Raw genomic sequence first — 19,012 nt, 5'->3', positions numbered from 1 at the left:
GGGTTGTCCTAAGGAGGCACAGTGATGAGGTGCACATTGCCTACCAAGTATATGGCGATGGCTTTCTCGCTACGTTTGACGGACCCGGCCAGACGATCCATCGTGGCAAGGCGATTGGCGATGCCATTTCCAAGCTGAATCTGGAAGTTCGCATAGGGGTTCACACAGGCGAAGTCGAAGTTTCTTTGCATTATGTGCGCGGAATTGCCGTTAACATTGCAGCGCGTATCTCTGAATTGGGCGGAGGCGGCGACATCGTCGTTTCCAGAACAGTAAAAGATCTGGTGGCTGGGTCCGGTTTGGACTTCGAAAGTCTTGGAACAAAAGAACTGAAGGGCTTATCCGAAGACTGGCAAGTTTTTAGAGCGGTCTAAAGGCATCTCTAGCCATTCCACCCAACAGCTTTTGGAAGTCACAAATTAAACATCAAATGATGACGGCGCGTGGGGCCGAGCAGATCTTCATTAGCCTTAAATTGTGGTTTTCACCCAATCAATATGAACGGCGGATTTGGCCTCAAAGCCGCCGAATAGCAGCATGCTAGCCACCTCGGCACGAATGCTTCGGAGCTGGGCATCGCCTAATGTGTAACCGCTCTTTGAACGTCCGACATCGTTGATCCATTTGCCAAACGCATACTTTTTAGCCAATTTGCGACAATGGAGTTTCTCGACGTCAGCCACAACAGTTTCCTCGTCGCCATGTCCTGCATTGTTGCCTTCGTGGCAGGGTTTACAGGATTGTCGATGACGCGAGATCTTTCGACGAAGCCGGTCTTTGAAAAGAAGGCCTCGGTGGCTCTTGCAGCTGTTTCGCTTGGCGGTGGAATCTGGGCCATGCACTTCGTGGCCATGCTCGGGCTTCAGATGCCGATCCTGTTCTATTACGACGCTGCAATCACACTTGTGTCTGCGCTTGTCGCGATCCTGCTCGTCGGAGCTGCGCTTATTCTGTTGCATTTCACCGAACGCAACCGCGCCACGATTGCGATGGCAGGAGGCGTTGTTGGGTTGGGCATCTTGGCGATGCACTATATTGGCATGGCTGGCTTGGAGCTTTGCCGGGCAGTGTATACGCCCAGTGGCGTCATCTTGTCCTCGATTGCTGCAATAGCGCTTTGTATGCTGGCTTTCGCGATTGCCTACGGGCAGCGAACAAACAGAAACATTTTGCTGGGCACTTTGTGTTTTGCAGCGGCGGTTTGCACCGTTCATTTTCTTGCTCTGGCGAGCACCCGTTTCGTCGCGGTGCCAAGTGGGGTTGAGTTTGGCCCGTTGATGAGCAATGAGACGCTGGCCATTGGCGTAATCCTGTTCAGTTTCATCATATTTGGTGCTTGCTTGTGGGTCAGCGTGACCTACCTGCCAGGACCTTCGAGGAAAGACCCGGAGCCAACAGAAGCGACCGTGGATGTAAAACCATTGCTGCAAATTCCTTGCGAACGGGATGGTGGAAAGGTCTTCATCTCTGCCGAAGATGTTCTGTTTTTGCGCGCGGATGGGCACTACACCCAAGTTTACACCGAAACGGATCGGTTGTTTTGTGTCTGGCCAGTGACCGAGGCCGCCAAGCGATTGGTGCCCACCGGATTTCTCCAGACCCACCGCAGCTACCTTGTCAATCCTCAGCGCGTGGCGCGGTTTGAGCGTACCAAGGATAAGGGTCGATGCCTGTTCGACGGGGATGGTTTGCCACCCGCGCCGGTCAGTCGATCCAAACTCAAGACGGTTCAGGATGCGCTTGCATCGCAGGTCGGTGCAATTCGTGCGACCTAGGGCGCATTTCGTGCAAAATACCTGTTTTTTGTTGATTTACTGAAGCGTCGCCATCCAAGCGCATGCAGTGATCCTTTCAGCCAGAACATTTGCTTGAAGGGAGGAGAGCCGATGATTCCAGCGGCATTCGAATACTACAGACCCAAGGACATGGCCGGTGTGCTGTCGATCCTGGAAGAGCATGGCGATGATGCCCGCGTCATGGCCGGTGGGCACAGCCTGATTCCGATGATGAAGCTGCGGATGGCGGATGTGCCGCATCTGATCGATCTTCAGGATGTTGGCGGCATGTCTGATATCGAGATCGGAGGTGACAGTATTCGCATCGGTGCGATGGTCACCCAGCACGCGATTATTGATCACGACGCACTGGCTGACGCCGCTCCGATTCTGCGCGAAGCTGCCCTTCAGATCGCAGACCCGCAAGTCCGATACATGGGGACAGTTGGTGGCAACGTGGCCAATGGCGACCCCGGCAATGACATGCCCGGCCTGATGCAGTGCCTGGATGCGCGTTTCACTGTCGAGGGTCCTGACGGGGAACGCGAAATCGCTGCCCGCGAGTTTTACGAAGCCGCCTACATGACCGCTCGGGAAGACGAAGAAGTGTTGACTGCAGTCACCATCCCAACGCCGCATGGCGGTTACGCCTATGAAAAACAAAAGCGCAAGATTGGCGATTATGCTACCGCTGCTGCTGCAGTCCAGATCGTGAAAGAAGGTGGCACCTGTGCCTCCGCCTCGATTGCAATGACCAATCTGAGCGACACACCGGTCTTTTCCGAGGCGGCTGGGGCCGCTCTGGTTGGCACCGGCGTCGATGCAAATGCCATTAAGACCGCTGTGGCCGCCATGCTCGGTGATATCGACCCCACCGAGGACAACCGCGGCCCCGTCGCTTTCAAGAAACACGTGGCAGGTATCATTCTGACCCGCGCCATTGAGCGCGCCTGGTCGCGTGCGTGAGGAGATCGTCCGATGTCAAAGAAACAACACTACAAGATCACGGTGAACGGCAAGGAAGAGGAATTCCTTGCCGAGCCACGCGAACTTCTCATCTACACGCTGCGCGAGCGGCTCAACATCACCGGCCCGCATATTGGCTGCGAGACTTCCCATTGTGGCGCTTGCACCGTCACCATTGATGGCAAATCAGTCAAGTCCTGCACCATGTTCGTGGCACAGGCTGATGGTAAGGATATCACAACCATCGAAGGCATCGGTGGGCCTGACGCGCTGCACCCGCTGCAAGAGGCGTTTAAGGAACATCACGGGCTGCAATGCGGTTACTGCACACCGGGCATGATCACACGCGCGGCAAAGTTGCTCGAAGAGAACCCGAACCCGTCCGAGGAAGAGATCCGTTTTGGCATGGCAGGTAATATCTGCCGCTGTACCGGGTATCAGAACATCGTGAAGTCCATCAAAGCCGCAGCGGCCGAGATGAATGCAGCCAAGGAGGCGGCCCAATGAATGACATGACACCAGATCGTGAGGAACGCACTGCGAACCTCAAGGGCATGGGCTGTTCGCGCAAAAGGGTCGAAGATGCCCGCTTTACTCAAGGCAAGGGCAACTACGTCGATGACGTGAAGCTTGACGGGATGCTCTTTGGAGATTTCGTCCGCTCTCCCTACGCTCACGCACGGATCACCAACATCGATACGGCGGCAGCGCTTGAAGTGCCCGGCGTTCTCGCTGTGCTGACCGCCAAGGACCTTGAACCGCTCGGCCTCCATTGGATGCCGACGCTGGCCGGCGACAAGCAAATGGTTCTGGCCGATGGCAAGGTTCTGTTTCAAGGCCAGGAAGTGGCGTTTGTGGTGGCCGAAGACCGCTATGCGGCGGCGGATGGAATCGAGGCCGTCGAAGTCGAATACGAAGAGCTTGAGGTTCTGGTCGATCCGTTCAAGGCGATGGAATCAGAGATAGTTCTGCGTGAAGACACCGTGGGCGAGGATGGCAAACCAATCGATGGAGCACATGGTCCTCGAAAGCATCACAACCACATCTTCACGTGGGAAGCGGGCGACAAGGATCCAACATTCGAGACAATCGACAATGCCGAGGTCGTTGCCGAAGAGACCATGTATTACCACCGTACGCACCCATGCCCACTGGAAACCTGCGGCTGTGTCGCCTCAATGGACAAGGTCAATGGCAAGTTGACTCTTTGGGGCACGTTCCAGGCGCCTCATGCTATCCGCACTGTGGTCAGCCTGATTTCCGGGATCGAGGAACACAATATCCGTGTGATCTCTCCCGATATTGGCGGCGGGTTTGGAAATAAGGTTGGGGCCTATCCGGGCTATGTGTGTTCGGTCGTCGCCTCCATCGTCACCGGCAAGCCGGTAAAGTGGATCGAAGACCGGATGGACAATCTGATGACCACCGCCTTTGCCCGCGACTATTGGATGAAGGGCCGCATTTCTGCCACCAAGGACGGCAAGATCACCGGGTTGCATTGCCATGTGACAGCGGACCATGGTGGATTTGACGCCTGCGCCGACCCAACCAAATTCCCGGCGGGTTTCATGAATATCTGCACCGGATCTTACGACATCCCGACTGCATTCCTTGAGGTTGATGGCGTCTACACCAACAAAGCGCCGGGCGGGGTCAGCTACCGTTGTTCCTTCCGCGTGACAGAGGCGGTTTATTTCATCGAACGGATGATCGAGGTGCTGGCGATCGAGTTGAACATGGACGCGGCAGATTTGCGCCGGATCAACTTCATCAAGAAAGAGCAATTCCCCTATCAGGCTGCGCTTGGCTGGGAATATGACTCTGGCGATTATCACACTGCATGGGACAAAGCGCTCAGCACCGTCGACTACGAGGGATTGCGCAAGGAACAGGCCGAGCGTGTAGAGGCGTTCAAACGGGGCGAAACGCGCAAGCTCATGGGAATCGGTCTCAGTTTCTTCACTGAGATCGTGGGTGCCGGCCCAGTGAAGAATTGCGATATCCTGGGTCTCGGCATGTTCGATAGCTGCGAAATTCGCATCCATCCCACGGGCTCTGCAATTGCACGGCTTGGAACGATTTCGCAGGGGCAAGGCCACGCGACGACATTCGCACAGATACTGGCCTCCGAGATCGGATTACCTGCCGATAGCATCACCATCGAAGAGGGCGACACCGATACCGCGCCCTATGGTCTGGGCACCTACGGCTCGCGCTCGACCCCGGTTGCCGGGGCGGCTACGGCCATGGCTGGGCGCAAGATCCGCGCCAAGGCGCAGATGATCGCGGCTTATCTGTTGGAAGTGCATGACGATGACGTCGAGTTCGACGTCGACCGTTTCGTGGTCAAAGGAGCGCCCGAGCGGTTCAAGACCATGAAAGAAATCGCGTTCGCCGCCTACAATCAGGCCATTCCAGGGATTGAGCCAGGGCTTGAAGCGGTTAGCTACTATGACCCGCCAAACATGACTTATCCGTTCGGTGCCTATGTCTGCGTGATGGATATTGATGTGGATACAGGCGTGCCAGACATCCGCCGCTTCTACGCGCTGGACGATTGCGGTACCCGGATCAACCCGATGATCATCGAAGGACAGGTGCATGGCGGCCTGACCGAAGCACTCGCCGTCGCTTTGGGCCAGGAAATCGCCTATGACGATCAGGGCAACGTGAAGACGGGCACGCTGATGGATTTCTTCCTGCCGACGGCATGGGAGGTTCCGAATTACGAGACCGACTACACCGTCACGCCGTCGCCACATCATCCCATCGGTGCGAAGGGCGTGGGCGAAAGTCCGCATGTGGGCGGGGTGCCATGCTTCTCCAACGCGGTGCAGGATGCGTTCCGGGCCTTTGGTCTGCGGCATACCAACATGCCACATGATCACTGGCGGATCTGGAAGACCGCCAATGAGCTTGGCCTGCACGGCTAAAGGCGAAAGGCAGGGCGGAGACGTTCCGCTCTGCCCGGAGACACACATGACCTGGACCGATTTACAATCCGCTCTTGAAGGGCAGGGCTATGTCGCATCCGACGACCTAGCAGTTGCTCTCCATTTGGCGCTGACGTTGGAGCGGCCCCTTCTTCTGGAGGGCGCCGCGGGCGTAGGTAAGACAGAGGTCGCGCGCACCCTGAGCGATGCGCGCGACACCAAATTGCTCCGACTGCAATGCTATGAGGGGCTCGACGCCGCACAGGCCATCTACGAATGGAACTACCAGCGGCAATTGCTGACGATCCGCGCCGCCGCCGAAGATGGTGAGACGGGCAAAAGCGTTGAGGAGCGTATTTTTTCCCGTGATTTCCTGTTGGAACGCCCTCTATTGGCCGCCATTACCCAAGTCACGCCGCCTGTTTTGTTGATTGACGAAATTGACCGCGCTGATGTGGAATTCGAAGCCTACTTGCTGGAAGTTCTGGCCGACTATCAAGTGACTGTGCCGGAACTCGGCACCATCACGGCCTCTAGCAAGCCGATCGTGATCCTGACCTCAAACGGCACACGCGATCTATCCGATGCACTGCGTCGTCGCTGCCTTTACACCTATGTCGATTATCCGGACCGACAGACAGAACTTTCAATCCTCAAAGCCCGCTGCCCTGCGATTGAGGCGCGTCTTGGCGCGCAAGTCGTAGGCTTTGTACAAAAGCTTCGCGAGGAGGAACTGGAAAAGACACCCGGCATCGCTGAGATGCTCGATTTTGCTGCCGCCTTGATGGGACTTGGGATTGCGGATCTGACCGACGATCCAACCGTGCTGCACTCCACCTTAACCACGCTGCTGAAAACTCAAAGCGATCAGGCACAGATCACCGCTGAAGTCGCGGCCCGCATCGCGGGGAAGGCCGCATGAGCCGGGTTTCCAAATTTGCGGCGCGTGATCCGGGGCCAGCGGCCCGTGTCGCCGGGTTCATTGCGCATTTGCGCCAGAACGGCCTTCGCCTAGGTGTGGCAGAGGCAGAGCTTGCCTTGCGTGCCCTCGGAGAGGTCAATGCCGCTGTCCCGAATGAAAGCCGTCGCGCGTTGCGAGCCATCTGCACAGGATGCAAGGATGAGGCCGAACGGTTCGACAGCCTCTTCGATAGTTTTTGGATGGATTCCGGTCGGGTGAAGCAAAGGGCCGTGCCCAAAGCGCAGTCTGCGCTCAGCGATGACGTGCATTCCTCTCGTCAAGCCAAGGGTCAGGATATGGGCGCATCGGGCAGCGCCATCGCTCCTGATTCCGGTGACGGCGAGGCCGACAGCGACGGCACCGGTAAACTTATCGCAACTCAGCAACGCAATCTCAGCCGCCGCGATCTGCGTGATCTGGTCCGCGCGGATGATATCGCAGAGGCCGAAGCAGTTGCGCGTCGCATCGGTGCCGCTTTGCGCGACCGACGTTCGCGCCGTCGGATCGCCGCCCGCAAAGGCGACCGCCTGCATTTTCGCAAGACCATTCGCCTGAGCCTTGCGACAGGAGGGGAACCTCTGCAGCTCTTGCGCAAGTCTCGCCCAGATCGCAGCCGCAAAATCGTAGCGCTTTGCGATGTATCGGGATCGATGAGCGTCTATGCACAAGTTTTCCTTGCTTTTCTCGCTGGGCTGATGCGCGCTGACAAAGATGCCGACGCTTATCTTTTTCACACACGGCTGGTTCGCATCACTGAAGCATTGCGCGACAAAGACGCACTGCGTGCAATTGGTCGGATGTCGCTGATGGCAGATGGCTTCGGCGGTGGATCAAAGATCGGGCCATCGTTGCAACGCTTTGCCGATACCTATGCGCGGCGCTTTGTAGATGGCCGGTCTGTCGTAGTGATCCTGTCGGACGGCTATGATACCGAGCCACCCGCAATCCTGTCAGCAGCGCTTGAGAAGCTGAGAAAACGCGGCTGTAAGATCATCTGGCTCAATCCATTGAAGGGCTGGAGCGACTACGCGCCCGTAGCTGGCGGAATGGCTGCGGCCTTGCCTTATCTCGACCTTTTTCAACCGGCCAACACCCTTGCCGATTTTGCCGCCCTGGAACCAAAATTGGTGACGCTATGAGTCCGGCAGAGATCTTAGACACGGACCTTGCCGATGCGGCACAAGACCTGCGTGACCGGCAAGAACCATTCGCCTTCGCGACAATCGTGCGCACTGCGGGGGCGACGGCGGCCAAGCCGGGTGCTAAAGCGCTGCTCAGCGCGGACGGGACAATCCTGCATGGATGGCTTGGTGGCGGATGCACGCGTGGCGCGGTCAAACGCGCTGCGGTAGAGGCTTTGCGCGCCGGTCAGCCGCAACTGGTTTCTGTCGCGCCCGAGGAACTCCTGGAAGAAATGGGCGTGATAGCGGGGGATGAGATCGACGGGACGCGCTTTGCGCGCAATGGTTGCCCGTCAAAAGGCACCGTCGACATTTTTATCGAGCCCTGTTTGCCAATGCCTGAACTTGTCGTGCTTGGCGCATCCCCTGTGGCCCAAGCGCTTAGTTCCCTGGCACCGCAATTCCACTGGTCGGTTTCTGGCACCTCGTCGGCTGACACGACGTGCAATCGACGACGCTTCGTTGTCATTGCGACGCAAGGCCAAGGAGATCTGGACGCGCTCAAATCCGTACTGACAGATTTGCCCGACTATGTTGCCTTCGTCGGAAGCGCGCGGAAATTCTCGACATTGGCGGAAAAACTAAGGTCCGCCGGCATAGCGCCCGAGGCCATCAACACCGTCCACGCCCCGGCGGGTCTGGACCTGGGGGCGGTCACGCCCGAGGAAATAGCGCTGTCGATCCTTGCGCAGTTAGTCCGTGTCAGACGGCAGACTGTGGGGCTTGCCGATGGCTGATGTTGCCGCGATCCTTCTGGCCGCCGGTCTTTCCCGTCGCATGGGGGCGCAAAACAAGCTGCTGTTACCAATAGACGGCGTACCGATGATCCGCCGTGTAGCCATGGCTTACTTAGGCGCCATTGATACTGACCTGACGGTGGTAACAGGACATGAGGCGAGCGCCGTGCGCCGGGCGTTATCAGGGCTAGCTGTTTCTTTGGTTCACAATGCAAACTTCACCAGCGGCCAGCAGAGCTCGGTTGCCACGGGATTGCATTGTGCACCTGACGCCTATCTGCTTCTGATCGGCTTGGGTGATCAGTCGCTATTGACCACTCAGGATCTGCAAGATCTGATTGCCGCTCACGTTGCAGGTGATGCGACTAAAGTGACGATACCTGTCCATAACGGCGCACGAGGCAATCCAATTACTATCTCGCAGCTATTGCGCCGGCGATTGCTGGAAAACCCCGTACGCCCCGGCTGCTTGGGCTTTACGCGCGATCATCCCGAACATGTACAAGCCGCTACGCTGCCATCGCCAGGGTTCTACACCGATGTCGATACCCCGGATGACTATGCGACCCATTTGGCAACCGCGAAGGAGCCGATCTCATGAGCCGACTTCTGATCTGGATGCGCAGGCGTCTTAAATCGCTCGAAATGACCACTGAACAAGCAGACAACATAAGATTTCCCTGTTGCTAAGAAGGACTAGAGTATGGAACTGAAGGACGAAATCATCATCAACGCCCCGAAAGATCGCGTCTATGCGGCACTGAATGATCCCGAGGTGTTGAAACAATGCATCCCGGGTTGTGAAGAACTAATCAAGCATTCTGATACTAAATTGGAGGCCAAGGTCTTGCTAAAAGTAGGGCCCGTAAAGGCGCGGTTCGGAGGCAATGTCACCCTGGATCAGACCGGCGCCCCTGATGCATTCTCTCTGTCTGGTCAGGGCAATGGTGGTACCGCTGGTCATGCAAAGGGTGGCGCAGATGTGACGCTGAGTGCAGACGGCGACAAAACGATCCTGCGCTATGAAGCCAAGGCCGAGATTGGCGGAAAACTGGCTCAGCTCGGCAGTCGTTTGATCCAGAGCACAGCCAAGAAGCTCGCTGGAAAATTCTTCAAGTCCTTCGCTGATGTAGTAAATGAAGGCGCGATGATTTGATCTTAATGGGTGGGGATGAAGCGGTTCTGTAAGCTTGCTCCACCCGCGAACGACCAGAAAGGTAACTTGTACCGCCTGCGCAACTGCCTGACGTCATCGCCAATGGGACAGTTTAAGTCGATTTGATAGGAGAGGGTTTCTGGCTCATCGTAACCGCCAAGGAGTGGAGATGAGAAAGCAACCCGGAACCAAGCAGAGCCACGGTGAGAAGGTCGTAAAGGACATTCGCCGTGCGACCCGCAAACAGTATTCCGCAGAGGAAAAGATCAGGCCGTTCCGGATGACCGGAAGGGTGAGGATAGCATGCCGAGTTTTGCCGCTGTGAAAGCATTGCACAGAGCCTTTACTACAGCTGGTCCAAGGAATTCCTGGAATCCGGCAAGAAACGCGTGGCAGGTGATACGGCCCGCGCGGCGACTTCCACCCAAGTAAAGGATCTGAGACGGGAAACCCGTGATCTAAAGGAAGTTTTTGCTGAATAGGCCTTGGAATTGCGCCTGCTCAAAGAAAGCGTGATCGCGGATGGGGACGACGACAAGCGGGGCTCAAAAGTTTCCCTTTGAGGCTTCCGTCAGGAATAATTTGTCCAAGTCAGATCTGAAGCCGCGTGTTTCAGCCGCTCGGTCTCTTTCTAACGCCGTTTCAGTTCCTTCAACTGGTCTACGCCCATTCCACCGTTCTTCTTTCTCCAGCAGTAATAGGTTTGTTCAACAACCCCGATCAGTCTGATCGCATCAAGACGGGACATGCCTCGCCCCATAAGAACTTCAACCTGCCGCAACCACGAAACAATCTCTTCTGGCTTCGGTCGCTAGTTTGCCATTCTCATTCATCCGTTTCCTAAACATATCGGTGGACCAGTTCAGTTGGGGAGGCTCACATCTCTTCTGGACTTTCGAAATGATGCAAGTTTTCAGCATTTGTCCCAGGATTGGCGGCGCGAAAGCATGCAGCGGCGTTACGTTTACAATTTCGATTGGATGGGGCGGCCAATTATCCAATATCCGCAGGATATAGTCGCCTTGCAAGAGATAGTATGGGAGACAAAATCCGATGTTATTCTTGAGACGGGCATCGCCCATGGTGGCTCTTTGATTTTGTCCGCGTCATTGCTGGCCATGCTCGACTATGCTGACGCTGTGGAAAGCGGAGATTTGCTTGATCCGGCTAATCCGAGGCGACGCGTCGTCGGCATTGACATCGATATTCGTGCACACAACAAAGTCGCGATGGAACGCCATCCGATGGCCTCCCGGATCACTATGATCGAGGGATCCTCGACTGCGCCAGACACTATCGCGTGTGCCAAGGATGCTGTGGGCGACGCAAAAAGAGTCATGGTTTGTCTCGATTCGATGCATACCCACGACCATGTTGTCGCCGAAATAGAGGCATAAGGGCCTTTGGTTGCCTCAGGTTGCTATTGCCTGGTTCTTGATAGCTTTGTAGAAAACATGCCGCAGGGATTCTTCGAAGACCGCCCTTGGGATGTTGGGAACAACCCCAAAACGGCTCTGCACAGCTGGTTAAAGGACAATCCCGATTTCACCATTGATCGCGATATGGCGACTAAACTGCAGGTGACCGTTGCACCTGATGGATTTTTGCGTAGGGATTAGATTTGACGGTGAAGACTTTTATGTGGTCGCGATCAGCAGGGCCATGCACTTAGCTTTCTTTTTGTTGGATAGACGCCGTTCAATTTGTTCCCGTTGTTGCGACACCGTGAACAAGATCGGTGCACTTAAAGCTTTGTTGCGTGGACTAACATCGCTAGAGCGTCCTATCGAAAAACTGAAGCGCCGGGATTCCCATGAGAACTGAATTGTAATTCATCGTTTATGAGAGGATGGATCATAACAGCACCATTGCCAGATGCGTTTCGGTCGCGGCTTCGAAAGTTGATTGAAGAATGGTTATGCGGGAGCGCGACGGCGTTATGGTTGTAACTTTCGCCTGCAACCGGCGCACGCACAAGGTTTACGGTCCGACGAACTGGACGATTGAAGGCCGCGCCGCAGGTTCGACCTTGCAGTGAAAGCATTCTTGATCCCCATCGCTCATTTCTTATCGAACGGATTGAGCAAGACGAAGACACAACCATGCCTGAACTAGCCAATGTACTGGCATATACGACCGGTGTGCAATCACACCCTAATGCGATGACAGGTTTCCGAGCAAGTTTGGCTTTAATTACAATAGAAGACGCTGGTGGCCACCGAGCGACGCTACACACGGACAAGGGGACAACGCTACGACTGGTCTACCCGCCACCCGCCAGCTGTCTCGGCCAAGCCAGATCGCGTTGGAGCAAGGACATTCACTGAAATGTTCGACGCCTTCTCAGAGATCTACGCTCTCTTCTCACCAGAAGAATGCTGGAACCACTTTAGGGCTGCCAGATTTGTCTCAAGTTAAAAGCCGGTGGTTCAAATTGTGTGTCCAAGTCGTTGTATAGCAACGTCATGTGCCGGGGCTTGTACTGGTTGGAAACGATTGCGTCTTGAACGTGTGCCTCTGATACGATTGAAGTTCTGAGTTCAACAACGCTGCGTTAGAATGGTATGGCAACTATGCGGCATAGCAGTTGAATAAAGGGGATCGCCGGTTGCACTGATGCGCTTTCCTAGAATAGTTCTGCGTATCTATTGATACAATCCAGATCGGTGGTTCGAATTGCCCTTCAGTCTTCACCTTAGTTCATCATTGCATGCTATAATCTTTCGACTGACACACCCAAGAAAGTACGTCGAAGCACGTAAACTTCGTTCTGCGGCAAAACACGCTCTCGAGAAGAAGAACTTTCGTTCAGCGTCGGGGACGATTTTGAAGGCGTTGAATTGTAATCCAGCGCTGAGGAATGGCGCGCAGCTTCTTGCCAAAGCAAAGGCTGAGGACGTGAGAGCAGGAAAGGCAGACTTAGTTGCAGAAGCGGAGATAGACCTTGTTCACGAAGTCGAACGGAAGCTTGAGACCCGCAGATTGTGTTCTGATGCAACGTTCGAGGCGCTGGCCGTCGTCAAGGCACTGCAACTTGATGCCGAACAGTCGCTTGACGCTCTTTCGCGTTTGAAATCGCGCCGCCGCCGCAAGGTACTGTCTTCTGCAATGATCGGCGTGTTGAGTAATGCGTTCGAGGATCGTAGTCATTTCCAAAAGTTCATTCAGTTGTTGGACCAATTTGGTGTGGCCGAAGAGGCAAATTCTCGCCGAAGTGTATTCAATATGTGGTTGGTGCACGAACTGAAATTCGGGGTGCCTTACAAGGGTGGACTTCCTCTTCTGGTTCCCGAAGTTTTTCAGAGGTTTATGCAAATCGTGCAGGAAGGTGATCCCGCCGTTGCTTCTTTCCCTATCGAATTGCAGAACCTTATAGGCGCAGGGCAGGTTGGCGGCGCGCATGGTGGTTCCCCCGTCGAGTCCAAAAAGGTGTTGGTCGTCTCTGACAACTGGAACTTTTTTCCGCTGGCTGCGAAGGCACTCGAGGACGATGGATTTGAAGTGCGTTACCTCGATTTTGGAATTATCAGGCAGGCGTTTCCCAACACGGATCGCAAACTGGGTATTTCGTACCAAACAAGGAGCATCGCCGGGCGACCCTCTGCGACCGCTATCCGTGAAGCGCTGGCAGACCGCAATCCGTTAGCGAGTGACCTTGTTGGTTGGGCTGATGTCGTTTTTTGTGAGTGGCTGACGGAGGGCGCTGTCTGGATGAGTCACTATTTGCAGGAAGAAAAGCCGCTGATAGTTCGTTTGCACAGCTACGAAGCATTTACGACGTACCCTCTGATCGCGAATTTTCGCAGGATCAATGGGTTGATATTCATTGCGCCACAAATTCGTAAGGTGTTGAGTGCGCTGGTGGGTGAAAAGGCTCTTTTGGATACCGCTACAAATGTCATTCCCAATTTTAGAGATGTGTCGAGTTTCAACTTTCTAGCGCGCGAGACGTTATCAATAAAGACCCTGGGTATGACGCAATACGCTTCCGCAAATAAGGACCCAATATTCGCTCTCGACATACTCAAAGAACTTCAGGTGCATGATCCATCCTGGAGGCTTCGTTTCGTTGGAAAGCCTTGGGGTAGCGATGTATCGGACTCTGAAGCGCAATATCAACTCAATTTCAAGAAAAGACTATCTGAGTTTGGAGATAGCGTTTCAGTTGAAGGGTATACAAACGACATTGCTAGTTGGTACCGGTCGATCGGCTTTGTTTTATCTACGAGCCAAAGAGAAGGTAGTCATGAGAGTCTCGTCGAAGGCATGCTTACTGGTGCTATACCGGTTCTACGGAATTGGCCCATGATGGCACCTTTTGGGGCTCCCGAGTCAGTCTTCCCGGATCTTAAACGAGTTAATACTGCGGCCGAAGCAGCTGCATATATTCTTCAAGCATCCGATCAATACGAAATGCGCTCTAAAGCCGCTGCAGATTACGCCGTCGATTATGTGACTATGGATAGGCCGGAAATTGAGTTGCCTCGGTTTGTCCGAGCAGTATGTCGGCCTGACCGCATTGGACAATCCGTGGTTGCTTCGTGACTGTTCTCATCACCGGAGGCGCTGGCTACGTCGGCAGCCATATCGCCTGAGAGTTTCTGGACCAAGGCGATTCTGTCGTGATCCTTGACAATTTGATGACGGGTGTCTGTGAAAATCTACCAGAATCGGCAGTTTTTGTTGAAGCTTGCGTTGGTGATGAAAAGGTAATTGCAGAACCACATTCTGGCATCCACACCATCCTGGTAATTGACCTACCGATTGCGTTGGGAAAATGTCAAAAATTTTGTTCTTTCTGAAAATGGTATGAAAAAAAGTAGCGGTAGCGTTCTTCTCGCTTTGTTTCTTACCCTCTCGAAACAAACAGCCATGGATTTCACGATCCTCAAGCGAGGTTCAGAAACGGACGTTGGAGTGGCGTCGGTTTTCCGCGGTTGGTTTGTGGCGGCCGACTTACTAACCAACCACAAGAGTTAAGTCGGCCGCCTAAAGCTGTACGGCAGGCGCATTATCACTTGGTGCATGGCTTAAGAACTATATTAGCCGCAGCCGAAATGGAGGCTACGGCTAAATCTATGCTATCGGATTGGGCGCACCATCGATCTGTTTTGAAACGTGACGTAAGTTACTCTCCGTCCCGATTACAACTTCCGTGATCTTCTAGGTTTTCGGAACCGTGCGTAGACAACTCGTACTTCATCGTCGGGAAAAGAGTCAGAGTTCAGACTTCATTTGATGCGATGTGGATAAACGTCACACCATCAAGACTATGCGCAACCGTATGGGTCTTCGAATTCAACGGCTTAAACCAATCAAAAGCAGATAGAGCCGTTTCACCTAATCCTACGGGTGAAATGAGTTCCTGCGCGAAATTCACGGCAGTTCGTTCGCTTTGCAGTCGCTCGTAGAAGAAGCATTCCCACCATCGCAATGCATAACAGCAAAGTGGGCTACGTTCGCAGCATTTGAGGTCATTTATGGATGTCGGCTCGGAGCCAAATTCGTGGGCCCGCTGATTCGAGCTGAACGGCAGCTTTGGTCCGCTCACCTGCCACCTAACACTGGATTTGGAACGTCAGGAATGCGCGGTTGTGGCATGCTGCATGAACGAATGGCAGAGGTGGAATCAAAGGCAGGTGAGGGCTCTTACTTCAAATCGATGCCCACCGCAGAGAACGGCGAGAGAGAGCCCTTACCGGCCATTGCTACAACGGTTCAGCGCTGCGGACGCATTAGACAGGCCTGCAGCCCAAAGCGGACATTCAAATCCAGGCATGGTGATTTCCAATATGCGGACAATCTGCCGTTCGCTTTCATCCGCGCAATGCCTGCATCCGGTAAGCGATATTCTTTGAGGAAAGGTTCAACTATTTGGGAAACAGCAAGGTAGCTACAAGTCTCACGCCCCAACCTTCGGGCCCAATATCGGGGCCGTCGGCCGAATAGCGTATCCCCCCGCCTACGCTGATAAGTTGATCCCCGAGTTGGGTAACTTTGGTGACAACACCGTTGATTGGCACAGACCATTGTTTGTTTTCCCAATCGTAGGTGGACTCAGTGTTAATAGTGAACGTCCACGCGTTCGAATTTGTGTAGGAAATAAATGGCTGTAAGAACGTCTGGCTGATGTCGGTATCACCATCAATGTCCCAGATGTGATTTGTCAGGCCACCATATGTCCACGGACCCTGCTGTTTGAGTGCCACGCCGGTAACTCCTGCACCCCACGCTCCGAGACCTAAGCTGTTATCTGTCGACGTTGGCAGCAGAAAAACGGGTCCAGCCCCCCAGATCCAACCGCCCGCACTTGGTTTTTTGGGCGAAAGAAATAAGCTTTGAACAGTATCTCCTAGCCCAGTCTCGGATCCAGAACCCGGTATGCCACCATCTATGGAGGCGATTGGGAGAATTGTTCGGGATATGACGTTCCAATCGTCCGTAAGATTAAAGGGTACAACCGGCTGTACATTCAATATCCAACGCGAACCGTTTCTGTCGGCACCCAAATTCTGATCATAGTTCAGCTGGAATGGCACACTAATCAGAGCGGCCACGGGGTTGGCAAGTTGCTTTGCTAGTTCTTCTTCCTGGGACTCTGCCCACGCAGTACCAGAAAGGACACCAACCCCGGCAAGTATGGAGCAGCGTAACAACCTTAGTTTCATAGGCGGTCTCCTTTCAACTGGCCGTTTCCTCATGGGTGGCTTGCACTTGAGATCGCCAGATTGGCAATGACGTCAATGGCCCACTCACAGTCCGCCACCGCCGAACTGGATGAAATTATCCAACCTGGTTGACTTATAGCCAAAATACTTGGTCGAAACTGGCTTTCAGACTGTCTCCATAAGCGTGTCCGAAAGCACATCCTCGGAGAGCGCCCCCGGTGCGCCTATTGCGACAAGCCTTGTTTCGGGTTTGCGGTCACCCCAAGCACCATCCCGTGCGATGTCCATTCGTTTTCCAACCACCTGAACAAGAATGCGATGATCTGGATCCTCCTCGCTGAAAACAAAACCCTTGAGGCGATAAACGTCGCCCGGAAGCTTCCGAATTGCACTCCGGAGGGAAGACAGGCTTATTGGGCGTTCAGCTTTCATCATAGTTGTTGAGAAGCTGTCTGAGTGATCAGAGTGGTGGCAACCACAATCTGGCCCATGTTCGTGATGATCGGGTATTTCTGTTTCGAGCTGTTCGGCGGCAAAGCGACCGACTGAAAGAAGTATGTCCAGAGGGACGTCTGCGTTTACAGCTTCGACAAGACGATAGCGACGGAAGCGAGAGCCAAGCCAGTCGTGCACCTTCTGAACTGTGGCCCTGTCGACAAGATCAACCTTGTTCAAAATAACCATGTCCGAGAACGCAATTTGACGAAGCTTCAATTCCATTTGTTCTGGCGCAGCAAATAGCTGTTCCGCATCGACAAGACACATGAGACTGTCCAAGCGGATCATGTCCCGGAACCGTTGATCCGTAAACGTCATCGCGATTGACGATGGATCCGACACTCCGCTTGCTTCAAGGACGATGTATTCTGGTTTCTCAGGCCGAGCGAGAACAGCTTCTACCGTTTCAATCAGATCATCTCGTATCGAGCAGCAAACGCACCCATTAGCCAAGCTCATCACATCATCTTCGAGGCCAACCACCAAGTCGGCATCTACGTTTATTGATCCAAAGTCATTCACCAGGACTGCCACTCGTAATCCGTGATTGCCGGTAAGGATCCGGTTCAAAAGTGTCGTCTTACCGGCTCCAAGAAAGCCGGTAAGGATCGTAACAGGGATCGCAGAAGTCGAACCAAATTCAATCATTGTTCGATCTCCTCTCAGTCTTCATCACGCGAGCCGATTACATCCGAAACTTTGATGGTAAAGTCCTGCGGCCAGTCTCCGCCGGGTGCTCGGAAAACGTCAGTTGGGTAGTATTCGCGTGGATCGATCTCCATATCTCGATACTTCTGGTCTTGCTGGTCTGCGCGGGTGAGTCTTGGGTTCGGTAATGTGATTTCATCCGGAAGCTCAATACGCCCGGCCTCGGCCGCCGCAGCCAGTTCACGAAATGGTGGCACAGTACCGGATTTTCCGGGCAGTGCAGCTTTCCTGTACCAGATTGCATCCTTGGTCACGTTCACAACGGCTACATCGAGACCCCATTGGAACAGACCGTCGTAGTGGGCGCGAATACCAGCCAGCATTTCAGCGTCGATGTCTTCATCCTGGGTATAGTGTGTCACCATTCCCAAACGCGGCCTTGTGTCAGCAAAGAGCTTACCCACGGCATAGTGGGAGGTGTGATGCGTATCGATAGTGTAGTTAAAGAGATCTTGTGGGATACCGTATTTGTAGGTCATCAACTGACCAATATCCTGCCCCGACATTTCGGTTACAAAGACATCAACGCCTTCGCCGTATTTTCGTGAAAGCTCATCCGGGCGTCCATCGCCAGTCCATACAAAGCTCAGACCATTCCAATCGAGCCGATAACCAACCGCACCGTCCTTGGCATGGCTACGTGGCCAAGACCGAACAGTCACACCGTCTTCGTCATAAACGATGCCACCTTCCTGGCGGAAATCAAATTCATTGACTTCGATCTCGTAGCCGTCCCCAATCGGGAAAACATCAAAGGCCTCCAGATGCCATTTGAGCATCTGTTGCATGCCTTTGACCATTCCGGCTGTGCCAAGCTCGGGCGTTCGACCTGACGGCCCATGGATGCGTAGTGGCGTGTAGCCACCCGACCAGGCACGGAAGGGGTAAATATACGGAATGTCAGCATAATGGTCGACATGCAGGTGAGAGATGAAGATGTCGTTGATCAACTGCCCAGGCACTTGCATCGCAATGATGTTGCGGACACAACCGGACCCAAAGTCGAAGAAGAACCGTTTTCCATTCCCCAACTCCACCATGATACAAGTACCCGCCTGATCTTCGCGCGGCGGATATGGTGTTGAGCCGCAGAATGAGATGCGCATCTCATCTGGCCCCAACTCCTCACTAAGCGGAAAATAGTTCGCATTTGAACCGGTCATGTACTTCGTAGGACGGAAGTAATCCGGCAATGATATGCCACCTGCGGGTCGACCACCATATGGGTTCTTGAGTGTTTCTCCTAGTGGGCCGCCTCCTTCGTGGGCCTCGGCAGTTCCTGCCGCAAACCCAGCCGCCCCTGTGGCAGCCGCTCCAGTGGCCAAGCCCTTTAGAACACTCCGCCGCGACGGGTCTTCAATTTGATCTGACGCCTGAACCTGTTTGTCGTCCTGGTCTTTTCTATTGTCTTCCTTGGTCATGGATTGGT

The 19,012-nt window shown here is 54.2% G+C and carries 15 protein-coding genes and 3 pseudogenes; 13 read left to right on the top strand and 5 right to left on the bottom strand.

Annotated elements, in window-relative coordinates; all coding sequences use genetic code 11:
* Positions 1 to 29: 29 nt before the first annotated feature.
* Positions 30 to 374 (top strand): adenylate/guanylate cyclase domain-containing protein, encoded by a 345-nt coding sequence (locus ACR0BT_RS11885; RefSeq protein ID WP_480763208.1) that lies wholly within the window; start codon positions 30 to 32, stop codon positions 372 to 374.
* A 96-nt stretch (positions 375 to 470) separates the two neighbouring features.
* Here ACR0BT_RS11885 and ACR0BT_RS11880 read toward each other — a convergent pair whose 3' ends face one another.
* Positions 471 to 683 (bottom strand): hypothetical protein, encoded by a 213-nt coding sequence (locus ACR0BT_RS11880; protein ID WP_170402087.1) that lies wholly within the window; start codon positions 681 to 683, stop codon positions 471 to 473.
* Here ACR0BT_RS11880 and ACR0BT_RS11875 point away from each other — a divergent pair.
* From ACR0BT_RS11875 to ACR0BT_RS11830, 10 genes and pseudogenes are all read left to right on the top strand, one after another.
* The gene (locus ACR0BT_RS11875; protein WP_170420487.1) at positions 660 to 1,775 is read left to right on the top strand and encodes an MHYT domain-containing protein; all 1,116 of its coding nucleotides are present in this window, start codon (positions 660 to 662) and stop codon (positions 1,773 to 1,775) included. The two genes, ACR0BT_RS11880 and ACR0BT_RS11875, sit on opposite strands and share 24 nt — an antisense overlap.
* A 111-nt stretch (positions 1,776 to 1,886) precedes the next feature.
* Entirely contained in the window at positions 1,887 to 2,741 is an 855-nt protein-coding gene (locus tag ACR0BT_RS11870; protein ID WP_170513581.1) for an FAD binding domain-containing protein, read from the top strand.
* Between the two features lie 12 nt (positions 2,742 to 2,753).
* Positions 2,754 to 3,248 carry a (2Fe-2S)-binding protein gene (locus ACR0BT_RS11865; RefSeq protein WP_170392521.1) on the top strand — a complete coding sequence of 165 codons (495 nt, stop codon included), beginning with the start codon at positions 2,754 to 2,756 and terminating at the stop codon, positions 3,246 to 3,248.
* Positions 3,245 to 5,674 carry an aerobic carbon-monoxide dehydrogenase large subunit gene (locus ACR0BT_RS11860; RefSeq protein ID WP_480762186.1) on the top strand — a complete coding sequence of 810 codons (2,430 nt, stop codon included), beginning with the start codon at positions 3,245 to 3,247 and terminating at the stop codon, positions 5,672 to 5,674. Before ACR0BT_RS11865 ends, ACR0BT_RS11860 begins: the two co-directional genes overlap by 4 nt.
* Positions 5,675 to 5,720: 46 nt before the next feature.
* Complete coding sequence (locus ACR0BT_RS11855; protein ID WP_480763207.1) at positions 5,721 to 6,596, top strand: AAA family ATPase; 876 nt, start codon at positions 5,721 to 5,723, stop codon at positions 6,594 to 6,596.
* The gene (locus tag ACR0BT_RS11850; protein WP_480763206.1) at positions 6,593 to 7,774 is read left to right on the top strand and encodes a vWA domain-containing protein; all 1,182 of its coding nucleotides are present in this window, start codon (positions 6,593 to 6,595) and stop codon (positions 7,772 to 7,774) included. Before ACR0BT_RS11855 ends, ACR0BT_RS11850 begins: the two co-directional genes overlap by 4 nt.
* Positions 7,771 to 8,553 (top strand): XdhC family protein, encoded by a 783-nt coding sequence (locus ACR0BT_RS11845; RefSeq protein WP_480763205.1) that lies wholly within the window; start codon positions 7,771 to 7,773, stop codon positions 8,551 to 8,553. The genes ACR0BT_RS11850 and ACR0BT_RS11845 overlap by 4 nt, the downstream gene beginning before the upstream one ends.
* On the top strand, positions 8,546 to 9,154 hold the full coding sequence (locus ACR0BT_RS11840; protein ID WP_480763203.1) for a nucleotidyltransferase family protein: 609 nt from the start codon (positions 8,546 to 8,548) through the stop codon (positions 9,152 to 9,154). The genes ACR0BT_RS11845 and ACR0BT_RS11840 overlap by 8 nt, the downstream gene beginning before the upstream one ends.
* A gap of 102 nt (positions 9,155 to 9,256) precedes the next feature.
* Positions 9,257 to 9,709 carry an SRPBCC family protein gene (locus tag ACR0BT_RS11835; RefSeq protein ID WP_480763202.1) on the top strand — a complete coding sequence of 151 codons (453 nt, stop codon included), beginning with the start codon at positions 9,257 to 9,259 and terminating at the stop codon, positions 9,707 to 9,709.
* 169 nt (positions 9,710 to 9,878) lie between these two features.
* Positions 9,879 to 10,188 (top strand): annotated as a pseudogene (locus tag ACR0BT_RS11830) (transposase); the annotation flags it as partial.
* 28 nt (positions 10,189 to 10,216) lie between these two features.
* Here the strand turns inward: ACR0BT_RS11830 and ACR0BT_RS11825 are convergent.
* Positions 10,217 to 10,502 (bottom strand): annotated as a pseudogene (locus ACR0BT_RS11825) (transposase); the annotation flags it as partial.
* Between the two features lie 154 nt (positions 10,503 to 10,656).
* Between ACR0BT_RS11825 and ACR0BT_RS11820 the strand changes: the two are divergent.
* Both ACR0BT_RS11820 and ACR0BT_RS11815 read left to right on the top strand, forming a co-directional pair.
* Positions 10,657 to 11,328: pseudogene (locus ACR0BT_RS11820) on the top strand (cephalosporin hydroxylase family protein).
* A gap of 1,207 nt (positions 11,329 to 12,535) precedes the next feature.
* Positions 12,536 to 14,254 (top strand): glycosyltransferase family protein, encoded by a 1,719-nt coding sequence (locus ACR0BT_RS11815; RefSeq protein WP_480763201.1) that lies wholly within the window; start codon positions 12,536 to 12,538, stop codon positions 14,252 to 14,254.
* Positions 14,255 to 15,579: 1,325 nt separating this feature from the next.
* Here the strand turns inward: ACR0BT_RS11815 and ACR0BT_RS11810 are convergent.
* From ACR0BT_RS11810 to gntH, 3 genes are all read right to left on the bottom strand, one after another.
* Positions 15,580 to 16,377 carry a transporter family protein gene (locus ACR0BT_RS11810; protein WP_480763200.1) on the bottom strand — a complete coding sequence of 266 codons (798 nt, stop codon included), beginning with the start codon at positions 16,375 to 16,377 and terminating at the stop codon, positions 15,580 to 15,582.
* A 165-nt stretch (positions 16,378 to 16,542) separates the two neighbouring features.
* Entirely contained in the window at positions 16,543 to 17,523 is a 981-nt protein-coding gene (locus ACR0BT_RS11805; RefSeq protein WP_170402051.1) for a CobW family GTP-binding protein, read from the bottom strand.
* Between the two features lie 14 nt (positions 17,524 to 17,537).
* Positions 17,538 to 19,004 carry a guanitoxin biosynthesis MBL fold metallo-hydrolase GntH gene (gntH, locus tag ACR0BT_RS11800; RefSeq protein ID WP_223116882.1) on the bottom strand — a complete coding sequence of 489 codons (1,467 nt, stop codon included), beginning with the start codon at positions 19,002 to 19,004 and terminating at the stop codon, positions 17,538 to 17,540.
* Positions 19,005 to 19,012: the final 8 nt, after the last annotated feature.

The organism is Ruegeria sp. CJ6, assembly GCF_056536665.1.
This window is presented reverse-complemented; position numbering and strand designations above follow the sequence as displayed.

What these genes read in the sequence shown, in the direction of transcription:
- ACR0BT_RS11875 (WP_170420487.1), top strand. Translation starts at nt 660, where the DNA reads ATGGAGTTTCTCGACGTCAGCCACAACAGTTTCCTCGTCGCCATGTCC.
- ACR0BT_RS11870 (WP_170513581.1), top strand. Translation starts at nt 1,887, where the DNA reads ATGATTCCAGCGGCATTCGAATACTACAGACCCAAGGACATGGCCGGT.
- ACR0BT_RS11865 (WP_170392521.1), top strand. Translation starts at nt 2,754, where the DNA reads ATGTCAAAGAAACAACACTACAAGATCACGGTGAACGGCAAGGAAGAG.
- ACR0BT_RS11860 (WP_480762186.1), top strand. Translation starts at nt 3,245, where the DNA reads ATGAATGACATGACACCAGATCGTGAGGAACGCACTGCGAACCTCAAG.
- ACR0BT_RS11855 (WP_480763207.1), top strand. Translation starts at nt 5,721, where the DNA reads ATGACCTGGACCGATTTACAATCCGCTCTTGAAGGGCAGGGCTATGTC.
- ACR0BT_RS11850 (WP_480763206.1), top strand. Translation starts at nt 6,593, where the DNA reads ATGAGCCGGGTTTCCAAATTTGCGGCGCGTGATCCGGGGCCAGCGGCC.
- ACR0BT_RS11845 (WP_480763205.1), top strand. Translation starts at nt 7,771, where the DNA reads ATGAGTCCGGCAGAGATCTTAGACACGGACCTTGCCGATGCGGCACAA.
- ACR0BT_RS11840 (WP_480763203.1), top strand. Translation starts at nt 8,546, where the DNA reads ATGGCTGATGTTGCCGCGATCCTTCTGGCCGCCGGTCTTTCCCGTCGC.
- ACR0BT_RS11835 (WP_480763202.1), top strand. Translation starts at nt 9,257, where the DNA reads ATGGAACTGAAGGACGAAATCATCATCAACGCCCCGAAAGATCGCGTC.
- ACR0BT_RS11810 (WP_480763200.1), bottom strand. Translation starts at nt 16,377, where the DNA reads ATGAAACTAAGGTTGTTACGCTGCTCCATACTTGCCGGGGTTGGTGTC.
- ACR0BT_RS11805 (WP_170402051.1), bottom strand. Translation starts at nt 17,523, where the DNA reads ATGATTGAATTTGGTTCGACTTCTGCGATCCCTGTTACGATCCTTACC.
- gntH (WP_223116882.1), bottom strand. Translation starts at nt 19,004, where the DNA reads ATGACCAAGGAAGACAATAGAAAAGACCAGGACGACAAACAGGTTCAG.